Below are 18,779 nucleotides of genomic sequence, written 5' to 3'. Positions count from 1 at the left end.
CTTAGTCTCATGAGTTCTTTTGCCCAGGTCGATTCCCACATTTCTTCCTTCGCAGTCTTTCATGTTATGCCTCCGTTCGGTAAAATGGAATCAGGAGTGAAGGTCTGGTGGTGGAACACCGTACTCCTATCCGCGGTAACGGGGAAACGTCCCCGTTCCGCATTATGTCTTACGGCGGTCGGTTTTGGTTAATCTTGTTTTCGAAGTAAGGGGCTGTTTTTGCAGTGCCTTCTTCACAGTTCAGCAGAACCTTCCGCCGACTCTCTGATTCCGTCGAATCAGAGTACCACCTTTTCCCAGACTTTCATATCATGGCATCTTGTTTCAGCATCTGTGTTTGCTGAGCGAAGTCGAAGCATAGCCCAAAAGATTCCGAAACGAGTTCGGAATGACCAGCTATTTGAAATCCAATGTACTAGCGATAGCACAAAAGCAGGCAAAAATCTCTCGCCTGCTTTTCAGGCTCGCTCGCAGTAACGTCAAAAGAAAATTCCTCGTAATCGCTTTGGGCAAAACCGATTTTTTTGCCAGAAAGCGACGCCTCTTTTTCGGAAAGCAAGGCGAGATGCTTTTCCTTGTCGTAACGTCTTTTATACCACGCAGGAAAATTATTTTTCTTTCCGCCACGAATAAAATCGTACCGAAGCAAGTCGCTCAAAAGCGCAAAATCAAGTGACGAAAATTCGGGTGCGCAAGAATCAAATTCATTATTAATAAAAGAAAAAAACGAATCCAAAAAATCAAACCAAAACGATTCTTTTCTGGAAAGCGAAATAGCATCGGTCTTCCGAGCAAATTCGGTCAGCACGCAAAGGAATTTCCACGGACTCACAATCCTAAAAATGTAATTCATCGTGTAATAAAAAATTCCCTTGTTCCAAAAAATGTCCGTAACGTTTTCAATGTCCTTCAAAAAATTCACGTCGTCGTAAGAAAGATACGGAGTCGAAAAAGTCTCGTACACGGGATTTTCCATCCACGCCCAGCCGTTCTTACGGGCATAAAGCTCCATCTCGGTTCCGTGCAGGACTTTTAAAAATCCCAGCTGCAGCGCGTCAGGACGCAAATCCATCACAAAATCAAAACTTTTTCCAAAACTCTCAAGATTTTCGAACGGAAGCCCCGCAATCAAATCCAAATGTTGATGAATCGTGCGAGGAATCCGCCGAATATTCAAAGCCAGTTTTTCAACGTTCGGAGAACGATTTATAGATGCGAGAGTTTTTTTGTTCGCAGACTGAACACCCATCTCAAACTGCATTACGCCGCTCGGAACGTTCTGCAAAAATTCCAGCGCCTCCTCCGACAAAAATTCAGCCTCAATCTCAAAATGAAACATCGTCTTTTTGTTGTGATGATTCAAAATGTACCGCCAAATCTCAATGTACCTTTCAGGATTCAAGTTATACGTGCGGTCAACAAATTTTACAAGCTTAACGTTCGCATCCAAAAAAATTTGAAGCTCGGAAAAAACGCGGTCAAGACTCTTAAAACGAACGCTCTTGTCAACCGAAGAAAGACAGTACGCGCAGCCGAACGGACAGCCACGGGAAGACTCATAATAATAAATCTTGTGGTCAGGGTCAAAATCGCCCGAAAGAATCTCAGGATACGGAAAAGGAATTGAATCAAGATTTTGAATCAAACTTCTATTGCCAGAAAAATCCACATCCCCGCGAAGCGCGCTTCTAAAGAAAATTCCAGGGATTGAATCCCAAAGCGCACCACCCTTTTTGTCGGGCTGACCAAAATTTTCTGCGAGTTTTTCCGCCAGTTCAGAAAAAGTCACTTCGCCTTCCCCAAAAATCACAAAATCCAGCGAAGGAAGCTGCAAAAGATACTTTTTAGCGTCATAACCGAACTCTGGTCCACCCGCGCCAACAAGACACTCCGGCACGATTTTTTTTACGTCTGGAAGAATTTTACAAACGTACTCGGCATTCCAAATATACGTCGAAAAAAGCACCACGTCCGGACGGTGAGCGGCAATTCCGCGGAGAACTTCGCCCGCAGGCTGATTTATAGTGAATTCCGCATAGTCGATTTTTGGAATTTCAAATTGATTTTTTTGTTCGGATTCTTTTTGACAAAAATATTTTTCTGCAAAATTCTTTAGGCAGCGCACAGCAAGACTCGTGTGCATAAAACTTGCATTTACGGAAACAAGAAGGATTTTCATAGGGCAATTATAACAAATGGAAGCACGGCTGAAAACAAAAAGCCCGGCTCCTACAAATTTTGATTTTCGGAAGCGGGCTTTTCAAGTTCCACAAAGCTAAATTTTAGCCGCGGACGCGAAAGTTAAATCAATCTTAGGCGATTACTTATTTTTTTTCAGACTCAGCCAAAGCTTTGAGCAAAGCGTGGTTAGCAGCAACTCTTTTTGCCTGTTTTTTGCTGTTAGCACGGATAAATTTATTTGTTCTAAGTGGTCTAAAGCGTCTTGCCAATCTCATAACGGCGACTCCTTCAAAATAATTTTTCTCAACTTAAAGTCGGATTTTGAAACTATATCAAAAAACAAGGTCAAAATCAATGCGTATGTTAATAGATTTTGAAATTTGGTAAACTATTTAAAATCATTTTTTTATAAAAAAAACATAACAAAAAAAAAGGAGAATTCTATGAACAAATACGCAAAGCGCTATTTGATTGATGCCATGTCAGGCATGGCACAGGGACTTTTTTGCTCACTTCTAATCGCAACAATCGTAAGGACTTTAGGAAATCAGCTTTTGCTGCTCGGTACAAATCCGGTGTTCCAGTTTCTTGTGGATGCAGGCAATTTTGCAAGGGAGCCGCACGTAGTCGGCGCAGCAATGGCTGTTGGAATCGGATTTGCAATGAAAGTTCCAGCCCTCGTTCTTTTTTCGCTCGTCGCGATTGGTGCGGCAGCAAACGTTACGGGAAAGGAAGGCGGACCGCTTGCAGTCCTTATTATCGCAATTCTAGCGGCGGAAGCAGGCTGCCTCGTAAGCAAAAAAACGAAAGTTGACATTATCGTAACTCCGGCCGTAACAATTCTTGTAGGCTCGCTCCTAACTCTTTTAATCGCAGGATACATTGGTACGGCGGCAAATTCGGTGGGCAAATTCCTCGTTTGGACAACAAAACTCCACCCATTCTGGATGGGAATTCTAGTCTCGGTTGTAGTAGGAATCGCGCTCACTCTGCCAATAAGCTCAGCCGCAATTTGTGCGGCATTTGGACTTACGGGTCTTGCAGGCGGGGCGGCCGTGGCTGGTTGCTGCGCCCAAATGGTCGGTTTTGCAGTTATGAGTTTTAAAGAAAATCGCTGGAGCGGAATTATTTCCCAGGGACTCGGAACAAGTATGCTTCAAATGCCGAACATAATCAAAAATCCAAAAATCTGGATTCCGCCGATTCTCGCTTCGGCAATTATAGGCCCAATAGCAACATGCTTATTCAAAATGGAAATGAACGGAGAAGCCGTAAGCTCAGGAATGGGAACATGCGGGCTTGTAGGACAGATTGGAGTAATAACAGGCTGGTATGCACCGAACGAAACGGCAATAGCGCACGGAGCCACTGCAATTGTGCCAAGTCTTTTTGACTGGATAGGACTTTTTGCAATCAGCTTTGTTCTTCCGGCAATTCTTTGCTACATTTTTGGAAAAGTTTTCCGCAAAGCCGGCTGGATAAAAGAAGGCGATTTATCGCTCCAGTAAACACCCACTTCAGATAGGCCGTCGGAAAAGTGGTGGTTGAGCTTGCTATAAACTCATTTTGGCGGCTCGGCCACCCCAAACTTACAGGGCTAGGATTGTCCCTCCCATATAACAAAATATTTTTTTCATTCCTGAAAAGTAAGTTAAAATAATCTAAATATAGGCTTTGCCTGTAAAATCCACATTTAAGGAGTTGTGTATGAAACAGCTATACAAACGCACGGGGGGGGTACTACTATTTATCCTTTTGATGACGGCAATTCTAGCGCTCGGATGCAGTTCTGACTCTAGCAGTGATGATTCTGGAAGTGGAGGTAATGAGGAGAACGTCGCATTTAACGAGCCGCTCACCCTTGAAGCAATTGAGGCTGGCTCAATTACAATCGACCATCCGTGGTCTACGCTGAAATTCACTAAAAACGGCGGGGAACTTGAGGCATGCGCAGGTGAAGAGCATGAAATAATTGTTGCAGCCGGAGACAAAATCTGCTTCTATGCAGAAAATTCTGAAAGCATGTCAGACGATAGCTCATACATGAGAATTGACAGTTCCAATGACAGTTACATCTATGGAAACATTATGAGTCTTGTTACGCTTGAATCAGGCACCACAGATGCAAGCAAATGGAATCCGAATGAAACTGTACTCACGACAAATAAAGCCTTCTACTACTTGTTCCAAGCTAATTCCCATATTAAAAACCACAGTACTAAGAAACTGCATCTTCCGGCAATAACGCTTACAGAATGCTGCTATAAGGGTATGTTCATAAGCTGCAGCGCTTTGACGACTGCCCCTGTACTGCCTGCAACGACTCTTGTATCCGATTGCTACAACAATATGTTCTATAACTGTCAAAATCTTAACTACATAAAATGCCTTGCAACCAATGTTTCTGGAACCCAATACACTGATCTTTGGCTTGGTAGTGTTGCTTCAAGCGGAACATTTGTAAAGGCTGCCGGCACAACATGGAGCACAGGCAGTGATGGAATTCCATCAGGCTGGACTGTTCAAGAGGCAAACTAATTCCAGGTGCAAAACAAAAAGAAATCCCGCTTGCCTTTTTTAAGGTTCGCGGGATTTCTTTTTCAAAGTGGATTCCTAAAAGTATTGTCATGCTGAACTTGTTTCAGCATCTACGCTGCATATATGTAGAGATTCCAAAAAGAGTTCGGAATGACACTGTGCAACGAACTTATTGGGCAGTCTTACTTCAAGTTGATGATTGACTTGTCGTAATCCGTTGGCGGAACGTAACCCATGAGTGTCATGAGTGTTGCAGGCCAAGAAGAGATTCCCAAACCGTCGTTGAGTTTTGTATTGTCGTACTCGCCCTTGTACTCTGGGTCGTAAATAATTCCAGGAACCGGGTTCAAAGAGTGAGAAGTCTTTGCTTTTGGCTCGCCAGACTTGTCTTTCTTTACGCTGCCGTCTTTTGCGTGCTCGTACATGTCGTCAGAGTTTCCGTGGTCAGCTGTAAGACAGAGGATACCGCCGGCTTCATCAATAGCTTCCTTGATGCGTCCAAGCTGAAGGTCCATTCCTTCCATTGAGCAAACGACTGCATTGAAAACACCTGTGTGTCCAACCATGTCTCCGTTCGGGAAGTTCAAGCGGATGTGGTCGTATTTTCCAGATTTGATTGCTTCGATTACTTTGTCAGTGATTTCTGCACATTTCATCCAAGGTCTCTGCTCAAAAGGAACAACGTCAGAAGGAACTTCAACGTAATCCTCAAGTTTCTCATCGAATTTTCCCTGTTTGTTTCCGTTGAAGAAGTAAGTAACGTGACCGTATTTCTGAGTCTCAGAAATTGCGAGGAGTTTTACGCCAGTCTTTGTAAGGTACTCGCCCATCGTTCTGTCGATGCTCGGTGGGTTTACGAGATACTGATGAGGAATGTGAGCGTCTCCGTCATATTCCATCATTCCGGCATACTCTACGGCAGGAACGCGCTTGCGGTCAAATTTGTCGAATGAGCTTCCTTCCTCGAATGCTTTTGTGATTTCAAGAGCACGGTCTCCGCGGAAGTTGAAGTAAATTACGCTGTCACCGTCGTTGATTGTTCCGACAGGTTTTCCGTCCTTTGCGATTACGAATTCGTGCATATCTTGGTCGAGAAGCCCCGCAACCTCGTTTCGGTAAGTCTCGATTGCCTTCGTTGCAGACTCGAACATTCTTCCTTCGCCAAGAACGTGAGCGTACCAACCGCGCTGAACCATTGACCAATCTGCGTTGTAGCGGTCCATTGTAAGATACATTCGTCCGCCGCCAGAAGCAATCTGGTAGTCACAGCCGGCGAATGAAGCAAGATATTCTTCAAGCGGTGTAATGTAGTTCAAAGCTGATGTTGGGTCAACATCGCGGCCGTCAAGAAGTGCGTGTACGCGGATTTTTTTGATTCCCTCTTTGTTTGCCTGAGCAATCATTGCCTTCAAGTGGTCAATGTGCGCATGAACGTTTCCGTCAGAAACAAGACCAATAAAATGCAAAGTTGAATTTTTATCAAGAACGTTCTTTGAAAGTTTCTTCCATGTTGCATCCTGGAACATTTTTCCAGAAGAAATAGACTCACCTACAAGCTTTGCGCCCTGTGCGAAAACGCGTCCGCAACCCATTGCGTTGTGTCCAACCTCGCTGTTTCCCATGTCATCATCTGTCGGGAGACCTACGGCAGTTCCGTGTGCCTTGAGTTTTGTGTGTGGGCAGTTTGCCGTAAACCAGTCAAGATACTTCATTTTTGAAGCTTTTACGGCATCACCTTCCTCATATTTTCCATATCCTACACCGTCCATAATTACAAGAACGACAGGACCACGACGACCTTTCCAATTCGGATTTTTTTCCAATGCGTGCATTGTATCAGCCATTTGTTTCTCCTACGCAAGCTGCGTTTTGTTACATTTTTTGCACATAGATTATAGATGATAAACGTGATTTTGAAAACGGGAGCGAGAATAGTAATTCTTCAAGTTTGACACAGATGAACAGAGATAGACACGGATGGGACACAGATAAAGTGAAACCGCAATTCGACACAGATGAACGCGGATGGACACAGATGGGACACGGATTTGTTCGGAAGTGCGTTCCTCACTTGAAGGTCGTTAGGGCTGAACAAATCCGTGTGTTACGACTTATTTTTTTCGGCCGCTTTCTTTTAGCTCGCGTTCAAAGGCTTCGGGATTCTTTAAGTAATAATCCTGATGCTCTTCTTCTGCCCTGTAAAATGATTTGAACGGCTCAACGGCGATGAAAGTTTTTTTTCCGCTCCGCGCTTCAAGCTCATGGATTTTTTTTAAGGCGATTTCTTTTTCTTCGTCAGTCTGATAATAAATTGCAAGAGTGTACGAAAATCCCTTGTCAATGAACTGCCCCTGACCATCAAACGGATCAACGTTCGAAAGAAAGATGTCGAGCAATTTTTCATAATTCACGGTCTTTGGTTCGTATTCCAGCTCAATCGTTTCCCTGTGCCCCGTCTTTTGGGCCTTTACGTCCGCATAAGTCGGATTCACTTCGTCTCCGCCGGAATAACCGCAAACAACTTTGTCAACACCATAAATTTTATAAATCGGAGTGACGCACCAAAAGCATCCTCCAGCAAAATAAGCCTTCATTCAGCCTCCTCGCACACGAATGATACATGAGCAGATTCTATCACAGAAATCACTTCCATGCCTCCACAAGCTCTTTCGCGGCCTCATAAGGATTCTTTGCCCCGGCGACTGCGGAAATGACGAAAAATCCGTCCACCCCCGACTTTTTCAATGCCGGAATGTCTTCGACCTTCACGCCCCCTCCGACGACGACGGGAATCGGGCTTGAGGAAGCGAGAGCTGAAAGTTCATCAAAAACCGTTATCACTTTTCCCGACGCATCCCGCTGGCAGTCAAGTTTAGAATTCGTCTCGTGGACAGGGCCGGCACCAAAATAGTCTATATTCGCGGTGTCGCACGTCCTAACGTAATCTACAAGTTCGCTCGTCAACGCGGAAAGACCGACAATAGAATCCTCTCCGAGATATTTTCTGCATACGTCAACCGGAATGTCGCTTTGTCCGACATGGATTCCATCAACCTTTATTCCACGCTCCCTGCAAGCAAGAACGACATCGAGCCGGTCATCCACGACAAGCGAAACTGAATCCGACTTACCCAGCCTTTCGATTACGGCTGCAGATTTTTCGCACAAATCAATCATCTCTTTCGCGCCAGCAACCTTTGAGCGAATCTGAACAATCGTAAAACCCGCGCGCACAGCGTCTTCCACCACGCTCTCCACAGGACGGCCAAGCGTGTTCTCCGGTCCGACTACAAGATATGCCGAAACGTCCAGCGTTTTTCTGTTGTATTTCAAAGTTTTGCCTCCAGCCTGTCGAGTTTTTCGCTCATCATGTTCTCATATCCCGGCCGAATATCCATCTTCATAATGACCTCGGTTCTGATTCCCTTTTCCGCAAGCACGAAAGTCGCATCCTTCACGACCTTCATCACATCGTCCCACTCCCCTTCAATCTCGGTGAACATGGAATATGTCTTGTTCTTCAAACCGGAATTGCGGATTATTTTTACGACCTCGGCAACCTCAGCCGAAAGTTCGTCCCCAACTCCAAAAGGCGCAATCGCAACGGCAACAAGTGTGTTCATTTTTTCCTCCAAAAATCATGCAAAGTCAAAAGGATTCTCAGCGACATCGGAAGGTGCCGCATTGTAAAGTTCGTCAAGGAATTTCACCTGAAAGCTTCCCGGCCCCGAACATTCCTTCTCTGCCCTCTTTCCGGCCAAATTGTAGATTTGAGTGGCCGTGAGAGCCGCTATAAAAGGATTTGCAACGCCAGAATACACGGCGCAGACTCCGCCAAGAGAGCAACCGGCCCCGGTAATTTTTTCAAAAAGATAAGAGCCGCCTTTAGACACAACGGAAACTTCTCCGTCAGTCACAAAATCCTCCTCTCCAGAAACGGCTACAGCTCCGTGAATGAATTTTGCAAGAGCCTTCGCAGCATCTTTCGCATCGAGTACAGAATCCACAGAATCAACTCCTTTTGGGCCTTCAGACGAAGATGATGATGAAAGTCCCCACAATTTTGAAAGCGCAATCACTTCCGAAGCGTTCGCGCGAACGATTGTCGGAGGAAAATCCTTGCAGAACGAAACAAGCTTAGTCCTGAGGCTTCCGATTCCAAGCCCAACAGGGTCAAGAACCCAGGGAGTCTTGTTTTCGTGAAGGGCTTTCATTGTCCTTGGAAAAGTCTCCTCGTAAACCGGGAAAAGAGTTCCAGCGTTCAGATAAACGGCATCTCCGTTCTCTGCGCACCATTCGCCCTCGTCGGGAAGATACACCATTGCGGCGCTGCCACCAACAGCAAGCTGCGCGTTAGCCACAAGATTTACCGTTACGGTGTTCGTTATTGACGGCGCAAGCGGCTTTTTTTTCCGAGCGTCGTCTACAGCCTTTTCAATTTGCATTTTGATTTGAGATTTTTCCATTCAAAACTCCGTTTTTGTATTTAAAATAAAAAAGCTCACCCAAAGGTGAGCCAATGATTTCCAGTAAAATTCTCCAGTCTTACATTCAGCTCCCTACGACAGTGTTAACTGACAGGTTCAAAGAGTATTTCTCAACCTCCAAAAAAAATCGGAAGTACCTCTGTGAAATGACAAGCGTGATTAAATCCTTTTTTTTGATTTTTGTCAAATTCAGGACAACGCTAAAAACAGGGATTTCAGCATTATAAAAAAATTGCAGGTGTAAAAATTGTCTGCGTGTAATAATTCGGAGGCCATGTAATAGGTTCAATTTCGAGTTTCACGACCTAATAAAAATTTTCCGTGGTTGCAAAATATTTGCTTTTTTAATATCGTTCTATACGAAGTTAAAAAACTTCCGGGAGCTGGCAGAAGCCGGCTGAGAGGAGGACTGATTCGTCCTCGACCGCACCTGATTTGGACAATGCCAACGGAGGAAATACAGATGAAAACCGCTTTGACGATTGCAGGAAGCGACAGTTCCGGCGGAGCCGGAATCCAGGCCGACATCAAGACGATGACGGCGAACGGAGTCTTTGCGATGAGCGCAATCACAGCCCTCACGGCGCAGAACACGACCGGTGTTTTTGCGGTGCAGGTCACGGAGACTGAAATTCTGGAAAAGCAAATCGAAGCGGTAGCCACGGACATCTTCCCCGATGCGGTAAAAACGGGAATGATTCCGACAGAAGAACAGGCACATTCAATCGCAGAATCAATCAAAAAATTCAATTTCAAGAACATCGTCGTTGATCCCGTAATCGTCTCCACAAGCGGAACGAAGCTGATTTCCGACGAAGCCATATCGAAAATCCAAAAGGAACTCTTCCCGCTCTCGACACTCATCACGCCGAACATCCCGGAAGCGGAATTCATGCTCTCAACAAAAATCCAAACGAAAGAACAAATGGAAAAAGCGGCAGAAACGCTCTCCAAAAGGCACGGCTGCTCGGTGCTCATAAAAGGCGGCCACATGGTGAACGACGCCTGCGACTTTCTCTTCAAAAAAAACGGGGACGGAATCTGGTTCGACGGAAAAAGAGTGGACAACAAAAACACGCACGGAACAGGCTGCACGCTCTCTTCCGCCATAGCGTCTAACCTGGCGAAAGGGCTTTCACTCGAAGAAAGCGTCAAGAACGCGAAGGACTACCTGACGCTCGCCCTAAAAGCGATGCTCGACCTGGGGAAAGGCTCAGGCCCACTGTGCCACAACTTCAGATTTCTGTGAAAAAAAATCAAGCAAATACAAAATTGGAGAAAAGCAAAAATGGAAAGCAAAAGCTACACAACGCAGATGGACGCGGCGAGAAAAGGAATCGTCACGAAAGAGATGAAGATTGTCGCCGAAAAGGAGCGCATGGACGAAAAGAGGCTCATGCAGCTCGTGGCGGAAGGGAAAGTCGCGATTCCCGCGAACAAGAACCACAAGAGCCTGAATCCAGAGGGAATCGGTTCAATGCTCAGGACGAAAATCAACGTGAACTTGGGAGTCTCAAGGGACTGCAAGGACTACGACATAGAGATGCAGAAGGTGATGAGCGCGGTGAACATGGGTGCCGAGGCGATAATGGACCTCTCCAGCCACGGGAACACCCAGCCGTTCAGGCAGAAACTCACGAGCGAGTGCCCGGCGATGATTGGAACGGTTCCGGTCTACGACAGCGTAATCCACTACCAGAGGGACTTGGCGACTCTCACGGCTGACGATTTTGTTGAAGTCGTGAGGATGCACGCGAAGGACGGAGTGGATTTCGTCACGCTCCACTGCGGAATTACGAGGAAGACAATCGAGCAGATTCGGAAGGTCGGACGCAAGATGAATATCGTAAGCAGGGGCGGCTCCCTCGTCTTCGCATGGATGGTGATGACAGGAAACGAGAATCCGTTCTACGAGCGGTACGATGAGATTTTGGACATCTGCGAGGAATACGACGTAACCGTTTCCCTGGGCGACGCGTGCAGACCGGGCTGTCTTGCCGACGCTACGGACGTGTGCCAAATCGAGGAACTGGTGCGTCTTGGCGAGCTCACCGACAGGGCGTGGAAGCACAACGTGCAGGTGATGGTGGAAGGTCCGGGACACGTTCCGCTCAACCAAATCGCGGCGAACATGCAGGTTCAGCAGACAATCTGCAAGGGCGCACCTTTCTACGTTCTCGGCCCGCTCGTAACCGACATCGCACCCGGCTACGACCACATCACGTCCGCGATTGGAGGGGCTGTTGCGGCGGCTTCTGGTGCGGCGTTCCTCTGCTACGTCACCCCGGCCGAGCACCTCGCGCTCCCGAACCTGGACGACGTGAAGCAGGGCATCATCGCGTCGAAGATTGCGGCCCACGCAGCCGACATCGCGAAAGGCATACCCGGCGCGCGCGACATCGACGACAAGATGGCCGACGCACGAAAGAAGCTCGACTGGGACGCCCAGTTCGAATGCGCGCTCGACCCGGAGACGGCAAGAAAAATCCGCGACAACAGAAAGCCGGAGGACGACCACTCGGAAGCCTGCTCCATGTGCGGAAAATTCTGCGCCGTCAGAAGCATGAACAAGGCGTTGTCGGGCGAATATATCGACATTCTGTAAATTCCGTTGCGTATGCTGTAGCGCAATTGCAAACCGGCATACGCGAATTTTGGGATAAATAAAAAGGGACAATTTTGAGTTTTCTTACGAAAGCCATGTGTTACAACAATTTTTTTCCTACGAAAAAAGAAATACAAACTTCGAAACATTCGAACCTTGCTTGGTTCGCAACTCAAAAATCCCGTCATCAAGATGTTCTGAACGGGCTATTATAGGGTAAATCCCATATTTATAAGGAGCCACCATGAAAAAATCGAAAAATTAAAGACAGAATTTTTAAATTTCCTTGACGAGGATATTGAAGTATTTCTAAAAAACACAGTTCAAGAATTTCATCAAAATTAATCGTTACATTTTTTTTTCTGCAAACTGAGCAATAAGCCGCTCCACGAGCGCAATGTCGGGCGTGTCAGCGCGGTAAATGCCGTAAATGTCCCAAGTGTACGAGCCCTTAATTTGAACGGCTTTTATCTCGTCGGTGTCTTTAAAAAACTTTGGCGCAACGCCGATTCCGATTTTGTTTTTTACGAGTTGATAAATTGACTGTCCTTCCGAAACGCGGGCCACAATTTTTGGGTTAAAGCCATTCAAAAGGCAGGCATTCACCACGTCATGAAAAATGTGATAATGTTCGTTCATTAAAATTACTGGCTCATTTTTTATGTCGCAAAGCTCAACTATATTCTGCGACCAGAGCCTGTGCCCGTTGAAAACGTAAAGAACCACGTCAATGCTTTTTAGCTTTACAGATTTTAGATTTGAATCTTCGTGCTTACCGATGACAAAACCAAATCCTATTTCATTGTTCAGGACTCGCTTAAAAACGCTCTCGTTCTCCTGCTCGTGCCAACTCGCAAGAATCTGAGGATTTTCGTCCATAAATTTACGTACAGTTGCAACATTAATCGCACGAATTGTTCCGCTCGCAAATCCGATTTTAAATCTTTTGTCGCGACCGCTTATCGCCTCAATGCTCGAAAACATTTCGTTCAAATCTTTCGTCACGATTTTTGATTTTTCATAAAAAACCTTTCCGCTCGCAGTCGGCACAAATCCCTCTTTTGTCCGCACAAAAAGCGATGCGCCGCATTCATCCTCAAGGCTCTTTATAACCTTGCTGAGCCCTTGCGGCGACAAAAAAAGCTTGCTCGCCGCAGTTTGCAGATTTTTTTCTTCGTATACGGTTTGAAAACATTTTAGGTTGCGTGTGTTCATTCTGAATAGCCCAAAGACTATTATCATACGCTTACCCTAAAAAAGCATTAAAAATCCTGTGGATTTTTCCAAGGCTAGCCGATATAATAAAAAAAGAAGTGCAACTAAAGTTTAGTTGGTCTTCGTCCTAATTTGGTTAAAAACCGCCTTGGTGTGGAGACTCAGGCGGTTTTATTTTGCTCTCTCAGAAATATATCGAAGAGAGGTGCATTAAAATGCAGGATAACCGAGCAACAAAAGCACGATAATCCAAAGTATCATAAAGATTACTTTCGCACTCACCGCACGCCCTCCAGCATTGTCGGAGTTCGCAAAAGCCCCTACAGTTGCACAGTTTCACAAAGAAACCATTTTGATTTATCGGGAAAATTACAAAAAAAATCGAGTTAGCGGAACTTCAACAGAACACTAACTCGATTTTTTATACTTAATTATTAGATGTTGTTCGCTACCTCAAAGGCATCCCAGATTGCGTACATGATATTCGAAACCTGCCGAGCGTCGCCGAGAAGGTACACTTCGTCAAGGCAGTCCTTGAACTGGTTGTAAAGCGAATTCTCGCTCGAATATCCAACGCAGAGAACTACGCTGTCGGTCTTGAATTCCTTTTTTCCGCCAGCTGTTTCTGCACAAAGAACGCCGTTCTTGAATCCAGTGACTTTCGCGTTGCAGCAAACGTCGATTCCGTTGAACGGAATAAGTTTTTCGAGCATTTCGCGGTTCGCAGAGCAAAGAGGTCCGTTCACAGCCAAAAGTTTTCCCAAAGCCTCAACGATTGTGACTTTCTTTCCTTTCATCGCAAGGTCAAGGGCAAGCTCGCAGCCAACAAGTCCGCCACCAACGACAACAACGGTGTTTCCGGCATCTTTCTTTCCGAGAAGAACTTCCTCTGCGGAGTACACTTTGTCGTCATCGCCGAGCGAGAATCTCTTCGGGCGTGAACCTGTCGCCATAATCACGGCATCGTAAGACTTGTCCAAAATCTCTTTTTCGCCGGCTTTTGTGTTCATGTGAACTTCTACGCCGAGTCTCTTCATCTCGTCCTCGTACCATTTTGCCAGAGCCAAATCGTCCTCTTTGAACGAAGGAGCGCCACCCGGAATCAGGTTTCCGCCCAAGCGGTCGCTTGCCTCGTAAAGAACAGGCTCGTGTCCGCGCTCAGCAAGTACGCGTGCAGCTTCGCAACCAGCCACGCCGCCACCAACAACGAGAACCTTCTTTCTGCGGACAATCGGATTGAATCTGTTCACCCGTTCCTTTCCCGCCTGCGGGTTAACAGCACAGTTGATGAGGGAATACGTCTGGATTCGTCCCATACAGCCTTCCTGGCAAGAAATGCACGGACGAATCTGGCTCAAGTTGTTCCTTCGGATTTTGTTTACAATGTCCGGGTCTGCGAGAGTCGGGCGACCGAGGGAAATCATGTCGCAAACGTCTTTTTCAAGACAGTCGAGCGCCGTGTCCGGATTATCAACGCGGCCTGCCATGATTACAGGAATCTTAACGTTCTCTTTTGTGATTCTCGCAAATTCCTTGTACGGAGCCTTTTCCATGTACATCGGCGGATGATTCCACCACCAGGCGTCGTATGTTCCAGCATCAACGTCGAGCGCGTCGTATCCGTACTGTTCGAGAAGTTTTGCGGCTTCAATTCCTTCTGCAATGTCTCGGCCTTTCTCTTCAAATTTCTCGCCCGGAAGAGCGCCTTCGCGCCAATCCTTAATCATCGATTTGAGGGAGAACCGGAGCGCGACCGGAAAGTCAGGACCGCACGTGCGCGCAATTTCCTCGCGGATTTCGCGGGCAAAACGCAATCGGTTTTCAAGGCTTCCGCCGTATTCGTCATTTCTCTGGTTAAAGAACGAGATTGCGAACTGGTCAATCAAATATCCTTCGTGAACAGCGTGAATCTCCACTCCGTCAAAGCCAGCCCGTTTTGCGTTGAACGCGCCTTTTCCGAAGCTTTTTACGATTCCGTGGATTTCTTCAACGGTGAGCGGACGACACGTTTTGTCGAGCCATCTGTGCGGAATTGCAGATGCTGAAACCGGCGGGAATTCTCCAAGATTCGTAGGAATCGTAACGCGTCCGAATCCGCCGCTCATCTGCAAGAAAATCTTTGCGCCATAAGCGTGAACTTTTTCAGTCATCTCGCGGCTCGTGCGCACGAACTGAACAGGATTGTAAGTTGAATTTGGCGTGTTCGGGAACGAAGGCTTCTCAACCTCCGTGTCCGAGAAAGTAACGCCTGTTATGATAAGACCGATTCCGCCCTGGGCGCGACGTGTGTAGTAATCGATTCCGCGGTCATTCCATCCGCCCTCGCAGTCACCAAGACCGAGCGGGCCCATCGGTGCCATTGCGTAGCGGTTCTTGATTTCAAGTTTGCCGATTTTTATAGGCTCAAAAAGTTTCTGATATTTCATTAGATTGTACCTCTTCTACAATCATTTTAAATCCAGTTCGCCCGCAACTCCATAAACAAAAGGTTTAGCCTCGTTTCCATTTTTTTGACACCCACTATTCTGCTGTCTTGCACGTTTTTACGCAGATGAACGCGGATAGGCGCAGATGGGAAAAAAATCGGAATGGCGGGGGGTAGTCGCTCTGAAATGACCGTTTTTGTCACCTCGAGCGTAGTCGAGAGGTCTACACGCGATAGATGTCTCGACGTCGCTCGACATGACAGACTGGACGTTCGGAATAACAACTTGCAAGTTTTAACGCGGATAGACACAGATGGGGAAAAAATACGGAATGGCGAGGGGGAGTCGCTCTGAAATGACCGTTTTTGTCACCTCGAGCGTAGTCGAGAGGTCTACACGCGATAGATGTCTCGACGTCGCTCGACATGACAGACTGGACGTTCGGAATAACAACTTGCAAGTTTTTACGCGGATAAACGCAGATGCAATACACTTAGCTTTGAGTCATGCTGAAGTTATTTCAGCATCTGCATTTCTGTTGGTTCGTTTAGTCTTGTAATATCCAATCTCCTGAAATATCAGTGCCATCAACCTGCCATGATTTTAAAGTAATTGCTGTACCGTATGTACTGTCATTGCTGACTGTGTAAGTTTTATTTACAGTATTAACAATAATATCATATTCATCATCCGGAACCTCTTCCATAGGAATTACATGCAGCACAAGATTGTCTCCATCTTTTTTTAATGTTGCTCCGCCATCTGCAAACATCTCTCCGTTTTCATACGTGTACTCATCACCAGCCTTTGAAAAAGTCAATTTTGTAGTATACGTATCGTAATTTATCTCAATATAAATAGAAGCGGTCTCTGGCAGAATCACTCCATCCTCACTTTCATCCGAAGAACTCTTCATCAAAATGGAAACATTTGCGGTTTCGCCGGCTACAACTTTGGCTTTTGCTTCTCCGCCGGCAATAATCAACTCGTCTTCGTCAAATCCCTCCACCCCAATGCAGTATTCGCCTTCATCAAGCTCATCAAAAAACACGGATTCGCCGGGCTTTGCAACCTTGGTATTTTCTTCACTCTCAGACTGATCCTCTTTTTGTTCGGCTTCAGGAATATCAGCACGCCAAAGATAAACATAATACCCCGCAATACGCTCCTGAACCGAAGCTGCACGCGCGGACGATGGAAAACTCACAACAAGGGAAGCTTTTGTTTCAGAAATATCAGAACATGAAAAAAACAAAATCAAAAACAGAAATGAAAAAATAAATGAATTGAAAAAACGACGAAAAAACATAGGCACCTCCGAACACGGTCTGCGGAAGGGCGCGCACGCCCCCGTGCATACGTATAGTAGAAAAAAGTATCACTTCGCTAGCAGGCACTGAGCCGTTTAAAGTCTATTTTAAAAAATTAAAAAAAGTAAAGAAAAATCCGTTTTATTTTCCAAAATCTTAAAGGAACCTCTAAAAACTGAAGTTTTTTTGAGATGCCCTTAAGATAAAAAAAGTTCTAGCGTTTCTCCAATGTTTAAGTTAAAATCAATATTGTATGTCCGTAGTTGATGACGAGTTTTTTTCAGAAAACATCACAAATATCAATAAAATGGTCTCAAAAATTCTGCTTTCGGCGAATGTGATTCCGCTTTTATTTTTGGTCCTTACCCCATTAGGAGTTTTTGAAATCAGCTACAAAGGAATTCTACAGACTTTCGCATACACGCTTTCATTTTCTGGAATTTCATATTTTCTGCAGAAACGTCCCGGAGCACAAAAATTTCTCATGCACTTCGATTTGATAGGAATTGCGCTTTTTATTGCGATACTCGGAAGCAGAGCAAAAATCGGAATATACATCGCTTACGGTTTTATCCCGTTTATCGCTTGTCTTTATTACAACAAAAAACTAACAATCAGCATGAATATTTTGGGCTACATACTTCTGAGCTTTTCACTTTACCGCAAGTGGCAAAACGGGGGCGATATTTTTGGCTCAAAAAACACAGACAGCTTTTTGCAATCATTCATGCCGATTTTTGCAGGTCTGACCATAGAATATTTTTTCGTATTCTTAATCACATGGTTGCTTTCTAGACGAAATTACAAAACGCTGCGGCATTTGATTTCGGCAATTGATGACAGAAACAGTTTTGTAACCAGCCTAAAAGAACGGACAATCGAATTTCAAAGCAAAAATGAGGAATTAAAAAAGGCACAGGACGACCTTGAATCAAAAAACGCTCAGCTCGAAAACACGCAGTTTAAAATCATTCAGTTTGTTGCAGAGTGTCTTGGAAGCCATGACCTTTTTACAGGGCGGCATGTTGTTCACACAAAATTTTATGTTGAACTAATAGCAAAAAAACTCCGTGAACGAGGATTTTACGTAAAACAGCTCACCGACGAAGCTATTTCGCTTTATGCCAGCGCAGCTTTCTTGCACGACATCGGGAAAATTCATATTCCCGAAGGAATCTTGAACAAAGTCGGAAAATTTACGATTGAAGAATTTGAATTGATGAAGAGCCATCCGTCGGAAGGCGAAAAACTTCTGAATTATCTTCCGCAAATCGGCGACGGCGAATTTAACAAAATTGCCCGCGAAATGGCATTGTATCACCACGAAAAATGGGACGGAAGCGGTTATCCGAGAAAGCTCGCCGGCGAAGACATTCCGTTGTGCGCGCGGATTCTTGCGGCGGCAGACGTTCTTGACGCGCTCATAAGCCAACGTCTTTACAAGGATCCAATGCCAATCTGCGACGCAATCGAAGTCTTCAGAAAATCGAGCGGAAGCCATTTTGAACCGTGCATTGCAAATATCGTAATAGAGCTGCAGAACGAAATTTCCGAAATCGACAGAAAGTTCAAAGAACAAGAAACGTCAGCCTACAGCGAAGAACTTGAATGGTGGCAGCGTTACCACGGACTAAAATAACGGAAACGCTTCAAATTCGCTTTCAAATTAAAATCTTTCCTCGGACGTTTCCCGCAAGTTTTTCTCACGAAAAACTCGCGCTTTGGTGGGTCTTCTTGCAGGTGTTCGCAAAACGCGGCGGCAAGCAGGGCCTCGTTTTGCGAGTCAGTTTTATTGTCCGCGCTTCGCGTCCAATCTTTGACAATCGGAAACGCTTCAAATTCGCTTTCAAATTAAAATTTTTCTTGTGCGTTTCCCGCAAGTTTTTCTCACGAAAAACTCGCGCTTTGGTGGGTCTTCTTGCAGGTGTTCACAAAACGCGGCGGCAAGCAGGGCCTCGTTTCGCGAGTCAGTTTTATTGTCCGCGCTTCGCGTCCAATCTTTGACAATCGGAAACGC

The 18,779-nt window shown here is 45.7% G+C and carries 14 protein-coding genes; 5 read left to right on the top strand and 9 right to left on the bottom strand.

All coding sequences use genetic code 11. The annotated features are described in order from the left end of the window. Window positions 1-415: 415 nt before the first annotated feature. Entirely contained in the window at window positions 416-2,179 is a 1,764-nt protein-coding gene (locus JI65_RS14885) for a B12-binding domain-containing radical SAM protein (protein WP_191017955.1), read from the bottom strand. A 445-nt stretch (window positions 2,180-2,624) separates the two neighbouring features. Between JI65_RS14885 and JI65_RS14880 the strand changes: the two genes are divergently transcribed. Both JI65_RS14880 and JI65_RS14875 read left to right on the top strand, forming a co-directional pair. Next, on the top strand, window positions 2,625-3,689 hold the full coding sequence (locus JI65_RS14880) for a PTS sugar transporter subunit IIC (RefSeq protein ID WP_191017954.1): 1,065 nt from the start codon (window positions 2,625-2,627) through the stop codon (window positions 3,687-3,689). 199 nt (window positions 3,690-3,888) lie between these two features. Then, a complete protein-coding gene (locus JI65_RS14875) occupies window positions 3,889-4,719 on the top strand; it encodes a hypothetical protein (protein WP_191017953.1) in 831 nt (276 codons plus the stop codon). A gap of 182 nt (window positions 4,720-4,901) precedes the next feature. Here the strand turns inward: JI65_RS14875 and gpmI are convergent, their stop codons facing one another. The 5 genes from gpmI to thiM all read right to left on the bottom strand — a co-directional run bounded on the left by gpmI (window position 4,902) and on the right by thiM (window position 9,185). Continuing rightward, on the bottom strand, window positions 4,902-6,563 hold the full coding sequence (gene gpmI / locus JI65_RS14870; RefSeq protein ID WP_191017952.1) for a 2,3-bisphosphoglycerate-independent phosphoglycerate mutase: 1,662 nt from the start codon (window positions 6,561-6,563) through the stop codon (window positions 4,902-4,904). Window positions 6,564-6,830: 267 nt separating this feature from the next. Next, window positions 6,831-7,313 carry a peptide-methionine (S)-S-oxide reductase MsrA gene (msrA, locus tag JI65_RS14865; RefSeq protein ID WP_191017951.1) on the bottom strand — a complete coding sequence of 161 codons (483 nt, stop codon included), beginning with the start codon at window positions 7,311-7,313 and terminating at the stop codon, window positions 6,831-6,833. A 49-nt stretch (window positions 7,314-7,362) separates the two neighbouring features. Further along, window positions 7,363-8,052 carry a thiamine phosphate synthase gene (locus JI65_RS14860; RefSeq protein WP_191017950.1) on the bottom strand — a complete coding sequence of 230 codons (690 nt, stop codon included), beginning with the start codon at window positions 8,050-8,052 and terminating at the stop codon, window positions 7,363-7,365. Next, on the bottom strand, window positions 8,049-8,342 hold the full coding sequence (locus JI65_RS14855) for an MTH1187 family thiamine-binding protein (protein WP_191017949.1): 294 nt from the start codon (window positions 8,340-8,342) through the stop codon (window positions 8,049-8,051). Before JI65_RS14855 ends, JI65_RS14860 begins: the two co-directional genes overlap by 4 nt. Window positions 8,343-8,357: 15 nt before the next feature. After that, on the bottom strand, window positions 8,358-9,185 hold the full coding sequence (gene thiM / locus JI65_RS14850) for a hydroxyethylthiazole kinase (RefSeq protein ID WP_191017948.1): 828 nt from the start codon (window positions 9,183-9,185) through the stop codon (window positions 8,358-8,360). Window positions 9,186-9,669: 484 nt separating this feature from the next. Between thiM and thiD the strand changes: the two genes are divergently transcribed. Then, on the top strand, window positions 9,670-10,455 hold the full coding sequence (gene thiD / locus JI65_RS14845) for a bifunctional hydroxymethylpyrimidine kinase/phosphomethylpyrimidine kinase (RefSeq protein ID WP_191017947.1): 786 nt from the start codon (window positions 9,670-9,672) through the stop codon (window positions 10,453-10,455). A 39-nt stretch (window positions 10,456-10,494) separates the two neighbouring features. Next, window positions 10,495-11,811, top strand: coding sequence for a phosphomethylpyrimidine synthase ThiC (gene thiC, locus JI65_RS14840; RefSeq protein WP_191017946.1), 1,317 nt, complete (start codon window positions 10,495-10,497; stop codon window positions 11,809-11,811). Between the two features lie 348 nt (window positions 11,812-12,159). Here the strand turns inward: thiC and JI65_RS14835 are convergent, their stop codons facing one another. The 3 genes from JI65_RS14835 to JI65_RS14825 form a co-directional block, all read right to left on the bottom strand. After that, window positions 12,160-13,053 (bottom strand): LysR family transcriptional regulator, encoded by an 894-nt coding sequence (locus tag JI65_RS14835; protein WP_191017945.1) that lies wholly within the window; start codon window positions 13,051-13,053, stop codon window positions 12,160-12,162. A 407-nt stretch (window positions 13,054-13,460) separates the two neighbouring features. Beyond that, window positions 13,461-15,452 carry an oxidoreductase gene (locus tag JI65_RS14830; protein WP_191017944.1) on the bottom strand — a complete coding sequence of 664 codons (1,992 nt, stop codon included), beginning with the start codon at window positions 15,450-15,452 and terminating at the stop codon, window positions 13,461-13,463. Window positions 15,453-15,999: 547 nt separating this feature from the next. Further along, window positions 16,000-16,761: a hypothetical protein gene (locus JI65_RS14825; protein ID WP_191017943.1), complete on the bottom strand. Its 762-nt coding sequence runs from the start codon at window positions 16,759-16,761 to the stop codon at window positions 16,000-16,002. A gap of 254 nt (window positions 16,762-17,015) precedes the next feature. On the opposite strand from JI65_RS14825, the gene JI65_RS14820 reads away from it, so the two are divergent. Beyond that, a complete protein-coding gene (locus JI65_RS14820; protein WP_191017942.1) occupies window positions 17,016-18,401 on the top strand; it encodes an HD-GYP domain-containing protein in 1,386 nt (461 codons plus the stop codon). Window positions 18,402-18,779: the final 378 nt, after the last annotated feature.

Origin of the sequence: Treponema zioleckii (genome assembly GCF_014737315.1) — a bacterium.
GTDB classification, from domain to species: Bacteria; Spirochaetota; Spirochaetia; order Treponematales; family Treponemataceae; genus Treponema_D; species Treponema_D zioleckii.
This window is presented reverse-complemented; position numbering and strand designations above follow the sequence as displayed.

What these genes read in the sequence shown, in the direction of transcription:
- JI65_RS14825 (WP_191017943.1), bottom strand. Translation starts at nt 16,761, where the DNA reads ATGTTTTTTCGTCGTTTTTTCAATTCATTTATTTTTTCATTTCTGTTT.
- JI65_RS14820 (WP_191017942.1), top strand. Translation starts at nt 17,016, where the DNA reads ATGTCCGTAGTTGATGACGAGTTTTTTTCAGAAAACATCACAAATATC.
- JI65_RS14835 (WP_191017945.1), bottom strand. Translation starts at nt 13,053, where the DNA reads ATGATAATAGTCTTTGGGCTATTCAGAATGAACACACGCAACCTAAAA.
- JI65_RS14885 (WP_191017955.1), bottom strand. Translation starts at nt 2,179, where the DNA reads ATGAAAATCCTTCTTGTTTCCGTAAATGCAAGTTTTATGCACACGAGT.
- JI65_RS14880 (WP_191017954.1), top strand. Translation starts at nt 2,625, where the DNA reads ATGAACAAATACGCAAAGCGCTATTTGATTGATGCCATGTCAGGCATG.
- thiC (WP_191017946.1), top strand. Translation starts at nt 10,495, where the DNA reads ATGGAAAGCAAAAGCTACACAACGCAGATGGACGCGGCGAGAAAAGGA.
- JI65_RS14855 (WP_191017949.1), bottom strand. Translation starts at nt 8,342, where the DNA reads ATGAACACACTTGTTGCCGTTGCGATTGCGCCTTTTGGAGTTGGGGAC.
- JI65_RS14875 (WP_191017953.1), top strand. Translation starts at nt 3,889, where the DNA reads ATGAAACAGCTATACAAACGCACGGGGGGGGTACTACTATTTATCCTT.
- thiM (WP_191017948.1), bottom strand. Translation starts at nt 9,185, where the DNA reads ATGGAAAAATCTCAAATCAAAATGCAAATTGAAAAGGCTGTAGACGAC.
- JI65_RS14830 (WP_191017944.1), bottom strand. Translation starts at nt 15,452, where the DNA reads ATGAAATATCAGAAACTTTTTGAGCCTATAAAAATCGGCAAACTTGAA.
- msrA (WP_191017951.1), bottom strand. Translation starts at nt 7,313, where the DNA reads ATGAAGGCTTATTTTGCTGGAGGATGCTTTTGGTGCGTCACTCCGATT.
- gpmI (WP_191017952.1), bottom strand. Translation starts at nt 6,563, where the DNA reads ATGGCTGATACAATGCACGCATTGGAAAAAAATCCGAATTGGAAAGGT.
- thiD (WP_191017947.1), top strand. Translation starts at nt 9,670, where the DNA reads ATGAAAACCGCTTTGACGATTGCAGGAAGCGACAGTTCCGGCGGAGCC.